A 17,040-nucleotide genomic window follows, 5' to 3' on the forward strand; every position below is an offset into this window, starting at 1 on the left:
GTGAATTTTTACGGCGCATAGTGATAGGACTGATCGAAAATAAAAATATTATCCTTAAAAATATTCAGTTATTGTTTTGAATAATTTAAAAACTTAAATTTTGGTAAAATATAAACGGATAGCCACTGCAAAACATTTTCCAGTGGCTATCCGTTTATTTTGTAAAGAGTTTAAACTTTGTAATGTTTAAGAATTAATTTCAGTAGGATTTCCTATCTCAAGTTCTATGACTTTACAATCCGGAGCAAGATCAGCGCAGTTTTTAATAAATGATTCCGCGTTCTGCTCAAGTATTGGAAAGGTTCCATAGTGCATGGGGATCACTTTTTTGCATTGCAGCATTTTGCAGGCATAGGCTGCATCTTTTGAATCCATAGTAAACCATCCACCGGTTGGCAGCACGGCTACATCGATGTCATGAAGTTTACCGAAAAGTTCCATGCTGGAAAAAAGTCCGGTATCACCTGCGAAATAGACGCAAAAATCATCCGGATAGGTTATTATGAATCCTGCGGGTGCTCCTGATGCAGAGGAATGCATTGCTTGCACCATTTTTACTTTAATACCGGACACTTCTATTGTTCCACCGATGTTCATACCTATGATTTTATCACCGCTGACACCTTGAGAAATCATGTCATTTATAAAATCAAAGATACAGACCAGTTCCGCTCCTGTGGCATTGCATATTTCCGCAGCCTGACCAACGTGATCGCCATGATCGTGAGTGACTAACACTGCGTCCGCTTTCTTAACAGTATCCCATGAGGCACATGCTTTGGGGTTTCCTTCGAAGAAGGGGTCAAGAAGAATAGTTTTATCATCGGACTGAATAGTGAAATTAGAATGTCCATTCCACGTAAATAGGTGTTTCATAATTTACCTCTGTGAATCTTCGCACCAGCGTTTATAAAGGTTATGAGTAATATTAAGTTGTTCCAGAATTCTTCCGGCCATGTGAGATGCAAGTTCGTCAATACTTTTGGGAGCGTGGTAGTAACCCGGTGAAGCGGGCATTACTGTTGCTCCGGCAAGAGTGACAGTTTCCATATTTCTTATATGAATCAGGTTAAATGGTGTTTCTCGGATAACGAGTATTAATTTTCGACGTTCCTTGAGACAGACATCTGCTGCCCGATGAATAAGATTTGAACCTAATCCTTGTGAAATTGCCGCAAGTGATGCCATAGAACACGGGCAGACAATCATGCCGTCATGCTTCCATGATCCGCTTGCGGGTGGCGCAGCAATATTATCTTGTTCATAAATAAAATCTGCATGTTCAGTCAGATCTTCAACTTTGAACTGTGTTTCAAGTTTCATGACTTTCAAAGCTGCACTTGAAAGGATAAGATGAAGTTCAATATCATCCATTTTACCCAAATAATGAGCTAATTTTTGTGCGTAGATAGTGCCGCTAGCTCCTGTTACAGCTAGAACAATTCTTTTTTTATTCATAAAATAGTAAACTTCCAATTAAAATTCTGATTCTAAAACATTTAAATAAGTACAACAGCATCGAAATGTTGACAATAGTTGCTGCAATACTTGGAAAAATTATCATAAATATAATGTTGTGCTTTAAATTTCTTGAGTTTTAAGGCTTGTTATGAGAGTAGAAGCACAACTTTATCTTCATTCCTTGAATATTTCCTATCATAAAAAAAAATCACGGAGAAAACTATGGTCACTTTAGGTACTGCAGGTACTTCTTCTGCTCGCAAGATGATGCTTCTTGGCGGCGGTGAACTTGGCAAAGAAGTTGTAATTGAAGCTCAGCGCCTTGGTGTTGAGGTCATTGTTGTAGACAGATATGAGAATACCCCAGCCATGCAGGTGGCTCATCGTAGTTATGTCATTTCCATGCTGGATGCGAACGCTCTTCGAAGCGTGGTTGAAGCTGAGAAGCCAGATTTTATAGTACCTGAAATTGAAGCGATTGCTACAGAAACTCTTCTTGATCTCGAAAAGGAAGGTTTTACCGTCATTCCTACAGCTCGAGCCACTCGTTTAACTATGGACCGTGAAGGTATCCGTAGACTTGCCGCAGAGGAAGTTGGTTTGAAAACTTCTCCTTATAAATTTGCCGACACTAAGGAAGAGTATCTTGCAGCTGTTAAAGAAATAGGTATCCCCTGTGTGATCAAGCCTGTTATGAGTTCCTCAGGCAAAGGGCAGAGCACTGTTAAGAGCGAAGCTGACATTGATTATGCCTGGGAGTATTCTCAGTCCGGCGGTAGAACAGGTGAAGGTCGCATCATCGTAGAAAAATTTGTAAAATTTGACTATGAAATCACATTGCTTACAGTTCGCCATATTGGAGGAACATCCTATTGTGCCCCAATCGGCCATAGGCAGGAGGATGGTGATTACCGTGAATCATGGCAGCCACAACCTATGACCGCACCAGCGCTGGCTAAAGCTCAGGATTATGCGTTGCGCATAACTGATGCTCTTGGAGGAAGAGGACTTTTTGGAGTTGAGCTTTTTATCAAAGGTGAAGAAATATTTTTCAGTGAAGTCTCACCTCGTCCTCATGATACGGGACTGGTTACCGTTATTTCTCAGGATCTCAGCGAATTTGCATTACATGTAAGAGCTATTCTAGGTCTTCCTGTTCCGGCAATTCGTCAGTATGGGCCTGCTGCATCCAGTGTTATTCTTTCAAGTGGAAAATCAACATCTCCTGCTTTTGTTAATGTAGACAAAGCCCTTGAAGAAAATGACACTAAAGTTCTTATCTTTGGTAAAGGGGAGTGTGATGGTGTGCGTCGACTTGGTGTTGCTCTGGCTCTTGGCTCTGATGTAGAAAATGCTAAATCTCGTGCTATCAGAGTTTCATCTGCTGTAAAAATTGAATATTAGTAATTAGTTTATAGATTTTAATTCTTAGCCTCCTCTTGGACTTATCCAGTTCAAGAGGAGGCTTTTTTGTTAAAGTAGTTCTTTAAGTAATTGATTGCGCTTTTCGTTGACATAATGGTTAAAGATGAGCATTTATATTGTTCTTACAACGGAATGAGGAAATTTAGCCATATAATTGGTTGGTTTTAGGGAAATGGTGCTTCTTTTTTAAATTTTAAAGAATAATTTATTGAGGGCATTCACCTAAATCTATCTCAAACTATATGCATAACTTCTTATATAAGGATATATACCTATGAAACAGGAAGAGAATGGTCTTGCATTGGCTCCATTGGGGTTGTTTTTAGTTATTTTTATCGGAACGGGAACCTTCCTTACAATGGATGGAACCAGTATGGCTTTTTATCAACTATCTGCAACTGTTGCCATTTTACCTGCAATCGCATGGGCTGTATGGATGGGTCGCGGTAAGATTGCTGATAAAATAAATATTTTCCTACGTGGTGCAGGAGAGCCGGGAATCATTACCATGTGTATGATTTACCTTCTTGCCGGTGGTTTTGCATCCGTTGCTAAATCTATAGGTGGTGTTGAGTCTACGGTTAACCTAGGATTATCTATTGTTCCTGCATCCATGGTTCTTCCCGGACTGTTTGTTATTGCTGCGTTTATCGCAACGGCTATGGGTACATCTATGGGTACAATTGCCGCAATCGCGCCTATTGCTGTTGGCGTTGCAGGCAAAACAGATATTTCTTCAGCGGTGCTTATGGGGGCAGTTGTCGGCGGTGCAATGTTCGGTGACAACCTTTCCATGATTTCTGATACCACGATTGCAGCAACCAGAACTCAGGGCTGCCAGATGAGTGATAAGTTTAAAATGAACTTTCTTATCGCATTACCTGCAGCGATTCTAACAGTTATTATTCTATATTTTGTTGGAGAGGGCGGTCAGGTTGTACAAAATGGCGGTTACAGTCTGCTTAAGGTTCTACCATACATCACTATTCTTGTAATGGCTGTAATGGGGATAAATGTATTTGTCGTACTTGGTGCCGGTATTATTTTCACAGGTGCTGTCGGCCTTGCTTCTATGGAAGCATTCAGTCTGCTCAAATTCTCGCAGGATATTTATTCAGGTTTTACTGGCATGCAGGAAATATTAGTTCTGTCACTGCTTGTAGGCGGCCTTGGTGAGTTAATAAAATATCATGGTGGTATCGCATACATCATCAAGTTTATTGGTAGACTTACTCGTGGTACAAAATCAAGCAAGGCTGGAGAATTCAGTATAAGTGCTCTTGCTGTTTTATCTGACCTGTGTACTGCAAACAACACTGTTGCCATTATCCTTACCGGTGGCATGGCGAAAGAAATAGCTGAAAGTCACAATGTTGATCCTCGTCGCAGTGCAAGTCTTCTTGATATCTTTTCCTGTATAGTACAGGGAGTCATCCCTTACGGAGCACAAGTGCTTCTCGCTGGTTCTATATCAAAGCTTTCCCCTTTGGAAATCATTGGTAATATGCACTATTGCTTTATTCTTGCTATTGTCGCTGTTTTGAGCATTATGACCGGTTTTCCACGTGGTAAAAAATCGTAGAAAGTTTTATTACTTTTTGATTTAAGTTTTTTAAATTACGCTTTAAGTCGTGATACTAAATCCGGTTTATTGTAATTAAAACAGCTTATTAAATTTGAAAATTATTTAATACATGAATGGGCAGGCTCTGATAGATACCTTCAGATCCTGCCCATTTAAATTTGATAATAGCTCTATCTTTTTCAAGTAATGCTTGATGATGGCATAAGAAATAGCCCCGTTGTCTATGACAGCAGGGCTATTTCTTATTAGACTGTGTAACTTAGGTTACTTTATTCCTTCGGGGTGACATGCTGAATTAACACATCCGGTCATTTCTTTGTCTTTACCGAATTCTTTTACGTGACAGGAAACGCATGAAGGCCGTTTCGGGTTGTTACGTTTATAATGCATTGCCTTAAAGTATGATTTGTAGCCTTTAACAGGAACAGGCTCAAAGTTATTATGGCAAGTCGAACAACTGGTTGGTTTACCGGTTTTTTTAATGTTATGATGACAATCAACACATTCGTAGTCCTCGTGACTGGAATGATTGAAAACAACGCCAAGATTTCTTTTACTGTTGCCCTTGATATAATTGATGAGTAATCCATCATCGGGGGCAGTGTATTTTTCCTGCGCATTGGCTGCCATAGATATGATTGTGATGCCCATACATAACAGGCACATGATCAATAATTTTTTCATTTTATCTCTCCTTGTGTCTGTTTATGCTTTATTTTTCTGGCCAAGAGCGGCAGTAAGGAAGCTGCGTCTTGAGCTCTTGGGGGCAGTCGCCTTATTAGCCATAATAGTCTTGCGCTGCTGAGCTGATGCCACGAGTGTTTCGTGATAGTTTTCAGGCTCAGATTCACAGAGGTAAATCACACGCACATCCTCGGGATCGGCGAGGTAAGCGTCCGGTTTAGTCTTCTGTACTTCTGCAAGACGTCTTTTAGCCATTTTGAGCATATCTTCACGGTCACCGAAGTTCATAGTTCCGGTCGGGCAGCTTTGAACACATGCGGGGAGCATGCCCATTTCAATGCGGTCCAGACACATATCACATTTGCTCCAAAGTCCGGTTTCAGCATCCTGACGAGGCACATTATAAGGACACATTTCCCAACTTTCCAGCTTACCTTTACGGATAATTGCTTTGTCAGTCATTACAACTGCGCCGGTTTTAGGGTCCTGTACAACGGAACCGGGAGTATACATATTGGCAATGTATTTACACGGTGGCTCAAGGCAGTGTCTACACTGTTCAGGGAAGAAGAGCCATTTGAGTTTGCCGTTTTCATCGTGTGCCTCATTGAAACGCACGAGACGGATGGTTTTTGATGACAGATCCTGGGGATTCTGATGTGAACCAACATTACGGGTCTGTTCTGCCGGCAGCTTTTTCCACTGCTTACAGGCTACCTGACAACCGCGACAAGCGGTACAAAGGGTGAGGTCTACAAAGAAGCTTTTACCAGACATTACTTATCACCCTCCTTCCACTTGCGAACGTTCACCATAAAGGCTTTGTATTCCGGAATACCAGTGTTGGGGTCGCCAACGTTTGGAGTTACTATGTTTGCTGAATCACCACCGTTAACCGGAGTTACCCATCCATAATGCCATGGCATGCCGACCATATGAATATCAGTTCCGTTAATATTGTACGGCTTGATACGTTCGGTAACCATTGCAATAGCCCAGAGTGATCCACGTACGCTTTCAACAGTAACTTTTTCACCGTTTTCAATACCGCGCAGCTTAGCCAATTCAGGACTGATTTCTACGAACATCTGCGGTTCTGCTTCAACAAGCCATGACTGCCAACGAGTCATAGAACCGGTCTGCCAGTGTTCGGTAATACGGTATGTTGTGCCGACAAAAGGATAACGCGGATTACAGACAGCCTTTTCTTCACCAATGATCTGCACAGCTGTGGGGTTATGCAGTGTCTTGGAGAATGGGTGGTCTGATACAGGACATTCCAGTGGCTCATAGTATTCAGGCAATGGACCGTCTGCACGCCCGGGCCCGAAGAGCTGACCGAATCCGTTCTTACGCATAATGAATGGATGTTTTGTTCCGGGCTTCCAGCCACCGTCAGGAACATCACCAATCCATTTGGACCCATTCCATTTGATAACCGCTTTCTTTGGATTCCAAGGATTACCTTTTTGGTCAACAGATGCCCTGTTGTAAAGGATGCGACGGTTGACAGGCCAGCACCATGTCCAGTTAGGGAAAAGGCCTATGTTTGCCTGTTCCTTGGTCTGACTCGAATCATGACGTTCGGACTTATTGCCTTCATCAGTTACAGAGTTACAGTACAGCCAGTTACCGGAGGTAGTGGAACCGTCTGCCTGCAAGTATGCGAAACTGGGAACCTGCTGTCCTTTCTTGAACTTTTTGCCCTTGACCTCGACATCACGGGTAAACCAGCCGTTACAGAGTTTGGCTGTTTTCTGGGCACTGAACTGATAGTGACCGTGCTCATTCTGTTCACACATGTTGTTGAAGCTGAGATGAGTAATAGGCTCAGGATAGACACCACCTTCTTTTTCATAAAGAGCAGCAAGTTCTTCCCATATTTCATGGAAGTAGTGCCCATCAGTCTTAACATCACCAAATGTTTCAGGACCTTTGTAACGCCATTGCATCCAGCGACCTGAGTTTGAAACAGAACCTTCTTTTTCAATTGAAGACGCACAGGGGATGAAAAAGGTTTCGGTTTTGACTTTTTTAGGATCCATATCAGGACCTTTCCAGAAGTCACTTGTTTCACACTGGAAGAGGTTAACGTTAACCATCCAGTCTAATTTACTCAGAGCTTTACGGGTCTTATTTGCATCAGAACTGGAGCAGGCAGGGTTCATGCCCCAGACTAAGCCACCTGTGAATTTGCCGCGATACATACGATCAATGAGTGGAATCCAAGAATATACGCTGGCCTTGTGATTATCGAGGCGAGGCAGGTACTGATAACCCTGATCCGGGGTATCTTCAGAGTACATGGCCTTGATAAGGCTTGCAGAATATTTTGGATAATGCTGCCACCAGTTCGCACTTTCCGGATCGCTGCTTTTTGGAGTGTACGTATTATTGTACTGTTCCAGAGTGTCCTGTCCAGCAAGCGGTGTTTTCAGATAACCGGGTAAAATGTGATAGAGCAGGGCATAATCAGTGGAGCCCTGAACATTACATTCACCACGAAGTGCATTAACGCCGCCACCGGCAACTCCGATATTACCAAGCATAAGCTGGATCATTGCCATGGCGCGGATATTCTGTACACCAACCGTGTGCTGGGTCCAACCCATGGCGTACATAATAGTTCCGGCTTTATCCGGTTTTCCTGTGGCAGTGTATGTTTTATAAAGCATATCCAGATCATTAACTGATACGCCTGAGATGGAGGATACTTTTTCAGGAGTATATCTGGAGAAATGCCTTTTCATCACCTGAAAAACACAGTTATGATCCTTCAGGGATTTGTCCTGCTTTGGAATACCTTTTTTATCCAGTTCAAAAGCCCACTTGGATTTATCGTAAGAATTTGTCTTGCTGTCGAATCCGGCAAACAAGCCGTTATCGAAGCTATAATTTTTATTTACGATGAAAGAAGCGTTGGTGTAATCCACCATGTACTTCTCAAAGTAACGCTTATTTTTGATGATATAGTTGATCATACCGCCGAGTACAGCGATATCAGTGCCTGAACGCAGAGCTACGTATGCGTCAGATCTTGCGGAAGTACGAGTAAAGCGGGGGTCAACATGGATAATTTTTCCACCGCGTTTTTGTGCTTTTACTGCCCATTTAAAAGAAATGGGATGGTTTTCGGCAGCATTACTGCCCATTATCAAAATACAATCACTGTTCTGAAGATCATTCCAGTGGTTGGTCATCGCACCGCGTCCGAACGACTCTACCAGAGCCGCAACAGTTGCGCTGTGTCAGATACGTGCCTGATGCTCTACGTACACCAGGCCTAAAGCTCTCATGAAACTGTGCATGGCATAACATTCTTCGTTATCCAGCGCGGCGGAACCAAGAGAAGCAATCCCCATAGTACGGTTTACAACCTGACCTTTGGCATTCTTCTTCTCGAAACTTTCATCTCGTGATTTTTTGATAAGCTGGGCAATACGTTTTTTGCAGAAGTCCCAGTCTTTTTCTTCCCATTGATCAGCATATGGTGCTCTATACAGAAATTTGCCAGGCCGTTTCGGGTTCTCTGTCATCTGGATAGTTGCAGCACCTTTTGCGCAAAGAGCTCCTTCATTAATCGGATGGTCAGGATTACCCTCGACGTTTACAGCCCTTTTGGTTTCAACATCAGTATTAACCAGAAGCCCGCAACCGACTGAACAGAATGCACATACGGATGTAGTTTGTTTTGTCCATTTAGGACTGAGCTGTCTAGCACGTTCCTCGGCTGTGTTCGCAAAAGCCTTTCCAAGGCCTCCGAACGCAGGAACGGCGGCAATACCTGCCGCAGCTACAGTCGTCATTTTCACAAAATCTCTACGATTAATTCTCATCATCGCTCCTAAAATTTTGTTTGTGTTATCTTCCACGAATTTCACGCCCAAGGGTTAAAAGGAGTTCATAACCGGAAAATCCGGTAAAAGCTGTGTCGACAAAAATATCATTTAAGCGGCATTCACATACAGGTTTCTCACTAAACCTGATCTGCATTTTACCAGCCGCGTCAGCACAAGCTTTTAATGAAATCCCAAGACCGCTAAAGGGCAGTTGTAAAAAAGCGTCCCCAACTTCTTTTCCGGAAATTTCCATGGGTTACCAGATCTATAAAAAAGTTAACGTGTACCCCAATCAGCCTTTGACAATGACGAAAATGAATAATCATTTATATTAATCAGGATAGAAATAATTTTAGCCGTCCTGATTCTTGAGAAGATTATTTCATTTTCTTAAATACAAACTATATATGAAAACTGGAAATTGAAAAAAAGAATTGCTTGTTGAACGAATGACACAACTTTATTTATGTCTAAAAAGAAATAATACAGAGTTGCTTTTTAAGTTATTGTTTTTTTTGGCTTTTTAATAAAAAAGAAACAAAGAGATATTAGTTTTGAATTTAATGGAGAGATAAATGATAAAATATTCAATAGAGTCTGGAGGCTATTAAGTATTCGAAATATTGTATTTAATTTAAACTATGAGGAAGCTGTTAATAAGCATTAATCGCTATTATAGCTTTTTAGACATAATACTATGAGATTAATAGAATTAAAACAGCTCTTCTCAATATGAGAAGAGCTGTGCTTTATTATTTTAGCTACTTAGTAGCTATGACCGCAAATTCATTACTACCGGTTTGGTACAAAGTTCCAGCTACATCAGACAGCAGTTCAATAGTATGGAATCCAGCTTCATTAAATTCACGTATAAGTTCAGCTGGATCGAAGTATTGAAGCCAATTGTATACTTCTTTTGTACCCATGCTTTCAACTATAGTATATTTATCAAGCCCAACTTTTTCCTGTTCATATTTAAATGAATTTAAAAATCCATGATATTTATCAGCGGACCAAAATCCATTCATAAGATTGACTTCGTAAACAGAGCGTTCACTGAGATTTTCAAAAGCGCTAAGTGAGAAAGCATCAAGGAGTACCTGACCACCAGGCACAAGTAGGGAATAGAATTTATTCAGCATGGTTTTACGCTGATCTGGGCTTAAGGCACAAATATCACACATGATCATGGTGATGAGGTCGAAGTTCTTTTGAGAACTATATTTCAAGTAATCCTGATTAATATAATCAATGCTTAAATTGACACTCTTCGCAATTTTCTTAGCATAAGACAATGAATTACTTGAAAAATCAATACCAGTCACTGCTGCTCCTGCTTTTGCGAAAGCAGTTGTATATAAGCCGGGGCCACAGCCAAAATCAGCAACTATTTTACTAGTTGACAATTCAAAATTATTAATAATCCATGCTTGAGATTTAGCGATAAAATCGGCGTTACGAGACGCAGAATCAATGTCAGGATTTAAGTGAAAACTAAGCATTTGCTTAGATATATGATCATCAGTCCAAAGGTCTGATGCAGAACAGATTTCAAAAGGAAGGGGACGGGAATGAATTTCTTCCAGTACTTTAAACATAACAAAACCTTAATATCCTTAATTAGAATATCATGTGAATAGGTTGAATTTACTGACTTTTAAATTCAGTAAAACAACGCAAGAGCCAATAGGTCTTTATATTGATTAAAGCTGGTTCATGAAGAAAACAGTTAGGGGAAGCACAAATAAAAGTCAACGAATATAGTATTCTCAGAGATGTAGACATACAGAGGCGCACTTAGTCAAAAAGGCTCCTTAATGGTCGAATACGTTTTCGTTTCATATTATCGGCAGGAATCGTTTGAAGAAAATTTATAATTTTATTAGCTGGAGCTATTTTTTTTATAGTTTGAAGTACTTTTTCCTGCTCTTCAAAACTCAAAACACCAAGTAAAACAACAGTATTTTGCACAACTTTAAGGGAAAATTTTGATGAAGGATAATCTGGCTCAAGTATCCCTTTAAGTTTTAATTCGAGATTTGAAATTTCTCCTTTTATATCTTGTTTTATAGGTAGGTAATAACTGAGTCCACTAAAGTCCGGCATTTTTTTAACGTTCTCAATGAGTACATTTCTTTGCACATCACTTTTGACAGTCCCCACTAAAAATGCATGTTTCAAATAAACATAGGGACTTACACTTAATAAACTGGACGGGGAATTTATAGAAAGTGATTTGCGTAGTTTAAGGCTTAGTCTAGTGTCCTGGGTTTGCGTCAAGTATGAACGCTCATCCTGAGTAGCCTTGAAAATTCTACCATAAGGCATGAATCCAGCATGAGCAGGGCCAATTGTAGTATAGATTAGACAAGCGAGTAGAATTAAGGGCAAAATTATTTTCATTTGAGAAAACCTAAATTGCTATAATTATATTGAAAAGATCTCTGAAATAAGCCCTCTTTATCGAACAATAAAGAGGGCTTATTGTTTTCGTTGATTGGTAATATTAATCGAGCTTTTTACGAGCAGTACCTTCGGTATAGAAAGGTAATTCAGTTTTTTTAGCTTCAAGCTCTTTTTTGCCGGTGTTGATAATAAAAGCTTCAGCTTCAGCAACGTCATTGGCTACATAGGCCAAAGCGATGGAATAGCCTAGGCTTGGTGAGAAAGAACCACTGGTTACAACGCCGACTTCTTTACCGTCTAAAATAACCTTGTCACCATGACGTGCAGCGCGGCGTCCTTCAATGCTCAATGGAATAAGAAGTTCTTTTCCATCTGTATATGCATCTGCGGGAAGCAGAAATCCGTAACCACCTTCACGGGGATTGTGTTCAGTATCAAGATCATGTCCGTAAAGAGGGTAACCAAGTTCAAGGCGCAGAGTGTCGCGAGCACCAAGGCCGATAGGTTCAACTCTTTCATCGGCAACAATTTTTTCCCATAAAGACTGTGCCTTGTCAGCAGGCAGATAAAATTCATATCCGAGTTCACCTGTGTACCCTGTACGGCTGACAATAAGTTTATAACCGTCAAATTCTGTTTCTTCAAAGTTGAAATACTTAAGATGTTTGAAGTCACGACCGAAAACACTCTCAAGGACATCTAAAGCTAAAGGGCCCTGAAGGTCAATTTTAGCTGTTTCGTAGGAAATATTATCGAAATCTATTCCTTCTGGAAGACGGGAATTAATCCAGTTAAAATCTCCTTCTTCACAGGCTCCGTTTACAACGAGCATGTATGAATCTTCAGCAAGGCAGTATATGATCAAATCATCGAGCACTCCGCCTTTATCATTAGGCAGAAAACCGTAGCGGCATTTACCCGGAGCCAGAGTATCCAGATTTTGAGTCACCAGCTTGTTAAGTGCGTCCTTTGCTCCTTTACCGGAAAGCTTGAACTCACCCATATGGCTGATATCAAAAACACCTGCTTTTTCACGGGTATGTTTATGCTCAATAATTATTCCTTTATACTGAACAGGCATTTCAAATCCTGCAAAAGGAACCAGTTTTGCTCCATTTTCACGGTGCCACTCAGTAAGTGGGGTAGTACGCAGTGCTGACATTTTTTCTCCTATATGAGGCGAGGGGAAATTCTTGAAAAAGATACCCTCATATTTTTTTAAACCAATCCGCTAATACTGGCCCCTTCTTCATAAAGGGAGCGGCTTTTACGGATAGATCTGAATTCGTCCATAATAACAACCAGTCGGCCGTATAGTTTTTTTACTTTGAGTCCGTAATTTGTAAGATCTTCATCTGGTTTTGAAACATAATTTCGTCTTAAATATGAATCATTTAAAACTCTGTCACCGATATTAAGTGTCGTTTCAACCAGTTTGTCAAAGTAGTTAACAATTTCAAATTTAAGATCATTCAGAATCTCTGTCATTGTTTTAAGCATTTCAAGATATGAAATTGTTTTACCCCGATACTTCCTTTCTTTGAGGTCTTCAAGAGTTTTGAGCTTTCTAGCCTGCTGAATAAAACTGTATTTTGACCAGACCTCCTGATACAAATCAGAAAGTTCATTGAACGGCTCATAATTATCAGGGGCAAGAAGGTAGCTGTCCAGAACTTTGACCACACTGGAGTAGAATTCATCAGAGTAACCAATGATACGCCGCTGATGTTTAGAAAGCCATGCAAATAAAAATTTTAATCTCTTTTCGTGGGTATCAGTATCCTGAATCAGTTCATTGCGTTTATATACAATGTCCCCATTATATTCACCACGTACAATATCGTTGAGCAGAATAGTCATGCTCGAAGCATCTTTAATTACATTAAAATTATAAGAGCATTCCCCTGTAATAGGGTGAATGATTTCTTGCTTGTAGACGGACAAAGCGCGGTCTTCACGAACGTTTTCCATATTAAATTTATGCTGGCGATATTTAACTTTAAGGATAACGACACGTTTTTTTTCATCAACAAAAAAACCGCCTTTTTTGAGCCCGGCTATAGCTTCTTTGTTATCACGGCTGACTTGCACAAGAGCAATTTTTTCTACTCTTGGATAGTTCTTTGCCTTACGGTGTGAAAAAAGAGATGTAATTGTGCGGTCAGATTGCCCCAGAACACGTACCATAAATTTTTCACCCATCCTGAAAAGGCGGCGGGCAAAGAGAGCTGAAGATGTACGGCGTTCAGAAACAATTGGAAAACCGTGCAATTCCATAAGAAAAGTATAAACAAAAAGACGATTATACTCGTAAAGCAGATTATCTCCGGGCTTGAATTTTCCAATCTTGATACCAAACCTTTTTAACTCTGTATCAAGATCTGACGGAAAAGATCCAAAAATACCGGAGAGGTAAAATTTACCGCTATTATCCTGTGCCATAACATGGGCACGTTCAATTTCGAGCAGATGCGGCAATGTTTTGCCATAGTTTTCAATGGATGAAATATCTAGATTGCCATACTCGCTTTTAAAATTTTCATGTGATCTTTTGGGAAGTCTGCTTTCAAAAGTTTCAACATTAGTTCGCAAAATGGAATCAATAAGAGGACACGCTTTGTCTGTTGTTGAATCATCAAGCAAAGTTGGGCTGTGCAGAATATCAAACTGAAAGATTTCCTGAAAAAAATTAAGAGGCCGTTCCAGCGCGACCATACTGAAACCGGGAAGTTGCTTATATTCATATAAATCAACTTCAAAAGATGGGAGTAACTCTCTGGAGTCTACAAGAGGGTACTGATTTTTCTGCTCAAAATAAGGACGCAAAAGGCAATTTTTTATATGCACATGGTCAAGGTAAAGTCTTAGGCCGTCAAGAGATTTGAGGTCATAGATTTCGCCATTTAAATCTGCGTTAAGGTTTTCACCTGTATACTTTGAAAAAGCGTCCTGCCACATATATTAATCCTGCATGCCGGTGTAGGATTCTAAACGTACTTGTTTATTAACTCACACAAAAAACTACTTAACAATTCATCTATATTATATGATATGGTTATCTTGAACCGTAAATAATTACAATATAAATTTTCTAGAAATTTTATAGAATATTAATCTTTTCATATAAAAAAGACTCTTAAACCAGAAAAAAAGCAAGGCCGACTTAACAATTAAAATCTACGTATATATTTTATCTATAATATAAAATTGATTCTGCTTAAAATTTAAAAATAACGTTTCTCAAAACCACAATATGTTGACCGACATGCGTCTTTCAAATAAGACTGAAACGGATTTCATTTTTTGAAAATTGAACTCCTTTAGCTTAAATAGAAATAAGGAAAATAATATATGAGTAAAACAATATGTGAACGTCAGGAAGGTGGTAATGACAACTGTCCCTGCACGTACTCCAAGTGTTCAAGGCATGGCAACTGCTGCCAATGTATTGCTTATCATCGCGGAAAAGATCAACTCCCTGCTTGCTATTTCACTGCTGATCAGGAAAAGACCTACAATCGTAACATAGATTATTTTATTGAGTGCAGGACGAAGTAAAAAATGCCCCGAAATGAAATATTAATTAACATATTAAGTATTGTCTGTAATGTGTTTGAAGCTCATACGGTTGTTCTGTATCTGCCAGATGGACTGCATGGATATGCGCTCTCCACTTATTTCAGTCTTGGCGATGATGTTTCACCTACAGGAAGTCCTTTAAAGAAAAAGAGTCTTGCCGGCATTGTTATAGGGAAAAATGAGCCGCTTTTTATTAATAATATGGATAGAAAAGGCTCTACGACTCTTGGGTATTATGAATCTCGTGAAGAAGATAAAGTTAAGGCTTTTATGGGAACTCCTCTTGATCAGTCTCTTGGAGCAATTTGCCTTGACAGCAAACGGACATATTCGTTCAGTACTAAGGATCTGAAAATTCTTTCACAGTTCGGCAAGATGATCACTTCTATGCTTTCATGTATTCGTTCTGCTGATGCAGACGGCAAGAAAAATGATTATTTTATGACCCTGAAGCTCCTTCATGATTTGAGAAAACGTCAACCTAAGTGGAATTCTTTTTTGGATAATCTGCTGGGTATGACATCAGGAACAAGCGGTTTTTCGCATACATTTTTAACTGTGATTGATCAGCGCGGAACTTCTTTTTATGTAGAAGGAGAAAATAAACCTATTCTTCATAAAAGAGATTCAAAAACAATTGCGTTTCCCCTTGGAAGTGGGCTGGTAGGATGGGTGTACAAGAATAATGATCCTATTTTCATTGATGAAAACAGTACGGGACAGGCATCATCAAGCCTTCTTGGAGCAAGTGCTGCAACCAAAGATTTTATGAGTATTATTTGCCTTCCTCTTATTTTTCAGCGTAAGACAAGAGGGGTATTGGTTCTTGCTAATGAGAATCCGATGCTAATTGATGAGGACTTAAAGGACTTTTTATTTATGGTGTCAGAATACCTGACACAGTTTCTTGAAAATCTCTTTTTAAAAAGCAGACTAGCTGAAGCACGGACTGCATTGCAAAAAGTGAGTCCTGCTAAAACTAATCCGGTATTGATAAATGACAATTAACCGCTTCACACAAGAGGTTTAATTATATGATATGGGCTAAATTAATGAGTTTTCTAGGCAAGGATCTTGCCATGGATCTCGGTACAGCCAACACTTTGCTTTATACCCCCAAAGATGGAATTATTCTTAATGAACCTTCAGTCGTTGCGCTGGATGCTCGCGATGATTCGGTTATTGCAGTTGGGAAAGAAGCTAAAGAGTATTTGGGTAGAACCCCTGATAAGATTAAGGCTATCCGCCCTATGAAAGATGGGGTTATAGCTGATTTTGAAGTTACTAAAAAAATGATTTCTTTTTTTATTAAAAAAGTTATCAGCGGTAGAAATTTAGTTAAACCTAAAATTATTATTTGTGTTCCAACTGGAATTACACAGGTTGAAAAGCGAGCAGTGATTGAATCCGGACAGCAGGCCGGAGCTCGTGAGGTCAGGCTGATTGAAGAACCTATGGCAGCTGCTATCGGTGCTGGGTTAAATATTCATGAGCCTGAAGGAAATATGGTGGTTGATATTGGTGGAGGTACTACTGAAGTTGCGGTAATAACCCTTTCGTCTATTGCTCATAGCCAGTCTGTGCGTGTAGCCGGAGATGAAATGAATACTGCAATAATGCGTTACGTTCAGGATGAATTTAAGCTTTTAATCGGTGAAAATACCGCTGAAAGGGCTAAGATTCAAATCGGATCAGCTATAGAGTTACCAGAAAAATTGACCATGACTATTTCCGGTCGAAACCTTGTTGACGGCAAACCTAAAGCAATTGAAATTAATGACTCTCACATCCGTGAAGCTATTGCTGATCCTGTTGCAGCTATTGTAAATTCAGTCCGTATTGCTCTTGAAAGAACTCAGCCTGAGCTTGTAGCAGATATCGCAAGTAATGGCTTGCTTCTTGCCGGTGGTGGAGCTCTTCTTAAAGGTCTTGATGTTCTTATTAACAGAGAAAGCTCTCTTAAAGTTATCATTGATGATGATCCTCTTACAACCGTTGTTCGAGGTACAGGATTAAGTCTTCAAAAAGATAAGGGTTTTGATAAGGTATACATTAATTAAG

General features: G+C 39.9%; 15 protein-coding genes. 5 read left to right on the forward strand and 10 right to left on the reverse strand.

What is annotated here, in order from left to right:
• Positions 1-186: 186 nt before the first annotated feature.
• Both H589_RS0114365 and H589_RS0114370 read right to left on the reverse strand, forming a co-directional pair.
• Positions 187-876, reverse strand: coding sequence for a metal-dependent hydrolase (locus H589_RS0114365; protein ID WP_027722678.1), 690 nt, complete (start codon positions 874-876; stop codon positions 187-189).
• Between the two features lie 3 nt (positions 877-879).
• Positions 880-1,458, reverse strand: a complete 579-nt coding sequence (locus tag H589_RS0114370) for a UbiX family flavin prenyltransferase (protein ID WP_027722679.1) — start codon at positions 1,456-1,458, stop codon at positions 880-882.
• Positions 1,459-1,683: 225 nt separating this feature from the next.
• Between H589_RS0114370 and purT the strand changes: the two genes are divergently transcribed.
• The gene (gene purT / locus H589_RS0114375) at positions 1,684-2,865 is read left to right on the forward strand and encodes a formate-dependent phosphoribosylglycinamide formyltransferase (RefSeq protein ID WP_027722680.1); all 1,182 of its coding nucleotides are present in this window, start codon (positions 1,684-1,686) and stop codon (positions 2,863-2,865) included.
• A 295-nt stretch (positions 2,866-3,160) separates the two neighbouring features.
• A complete protein-coding gene (locus H589_RS0114380) occupies positions 3,161-4,468 on the forward strand; it encodes a Na+/H+ antiporter NhaC family protein (protein ID WP_027722681.1) in 1,308 nt (435 codons plus the stop codon).
• A 267-nt stretch (positions 4,469-4,735) separates the two neighbouring features.
• On the opposite strand, the gene H589_RS0114385 is transcribed toward H589_RS0114380, so the two are convergent.
• From H589_RS0114385 to H589_RS0114425, 8 genes are all read right to left on the reverse strand, one after another.
• Entirely contained in the window at positions 4,736-5,155 is a 420-nt protein-coding gene (locus tag H589_RS0114385) for a cytochrome c3 family protein (RefSeq protein ID WP_027722682.1), read from the reverse strand.
• Positions 5,156-5,176: 21 nt separating this feature from the next.
• Positions 5,177-5,932 carry a 4Fe-4S dicluster domain-containing protein gene (locus H589_RS0114390; RefSeq protein ID WP_027722683.1) on the reverse strand — a complete coding sequence of 252 codons (756 nt, stop codon included), beginning with the start codon at positions 5,930-5,932 and terminating at the stop codon, positions 5,177-5,179.
• A complete protein-coding gene (gene fdnG, locus H589_RS0114395) occupies positions 5,932-8,991 on the reverse strand; it encodes a formate dehydrogenase-N subunit alpha (RefSeq protein WP_084147008.1) in 3,060 nt (1,019 codons plus the stop codon). The genes H589_RS0114390 and fdnG overlap by 1 nt, the downstream gene beginning before the upstream one ends.
• 25 nt (positions 8,992-9,016) lie before the next feature.
• Entirely contained in the window at positions 9,017-9,247 is a 231-nt protein-coding gene (locus tag H589_RS0114405) for a hypothetical protein (protein ID WP_027722686.1), read from the reverse strand.
• 508 nt (positions 9,248-9,755) lie between these two features.
• Complete coding sequence (locus H589_RS0114410; RefSeq protein ID WP_027722687.1) at positions 9,756-10,592, reverse strand: class I SAM-dependent methyltransferase; 837 nt, start codon at positions 10,590-10,592, stop codon at positions 9,756-9,758.
• Between the two features lie 199 nt (positions 10,593-10,791).
• Positions 10,792-11,397: a BON domain-containing protein gene (locus H589_RS0114415; RefSeq protein ID WP_027722688.1), complete on the reverse strand. Its 606-nt coding sequence runs from the start codon at positions 11,395-11,397 to the stop codon at positions 10,792-10,794.
• 103 nt (positions 11,398-11,500) lie between these two features.
• Positions 11,501-12,562, reverse strand: a complete 1,062-nt coding sequence (gene gcvT, locus H589_RS0114420) for a glycine cleavage system aminomethyltransferase GcvT (protein ID WP_027722689.1) — start codon at positions 12,560-12,562, stop codon at positions 11,501-11,503.
• A gap of 56 nt (positions 12,563-12,618) precedes the next feature.
• Complete coding sequence (locus H589_RS0114425) at positions 12,619-14,358, reverse strand: hypothetical protein (RefSeq protein WP_027722690.1); 1,740 nt, start codon at positions 14,356-14,358, stop codon at positions 12,619-12,621.
• 393 nt (positions 14,359-14,751) lie between these two features.
• Here H589_RS0114425 and H589_RS20680 point away from each other — a divergent pair, with 393 nt between their 5' ends.
• From H589_RS20680 to mreB, 3 genes are read left to right on the forward strand one after another with little or no spacing between them, the layout of a single operon-like run.
• Positions 14,752-14,958, forward strand: coding sequence for a DUF6485 family protein (locus H589_RS20680; RefSeq protein WP_084147010.1), 207 nt, complete (start codon positions 14,752-14,754; stop codon positions 14,956-14,958).
• Between the two features lie 3 nt (positions 14,959-14,961).
• Positions 14,962-15,987: a GAF domain-containing protein gene (locus tag H589_RS0114435; RefSeq protein ID WP_027722691.1), complete on the forward strand. Its 1,026-nt coding sequence runs from the start codon at positions 14,962-14,964 to the stop codon at positions 15,985-15,987.
• 26 nt (positions 15,988-16,013) lie between these two features.
• Complete coding sequence (gene mreB, locus H589_RS0114440; protein WP_027722692.1) at positions 16,014-17,039, forward strand: rod shape-determining protein; 1,026 nt, start codon at positions 16,014-16,016, stop codon at positions 17,037-17,039.
• The last annotated feature ends 1 nt before the right edge of the window (position 17,040 follow it).

The organism is Maridesulfovibrio zosterae DSM 11974, from assembly GCF_000425265.1.
GTDB classification, from domain to species: domain Bacteria; phylum Desulfobacterota; class Desulfovibrionia; order Desulfovibrionales; family Desulfovibrionaceae; genus Maridesulfovibrio; species Maridesulfovibrio zosterae.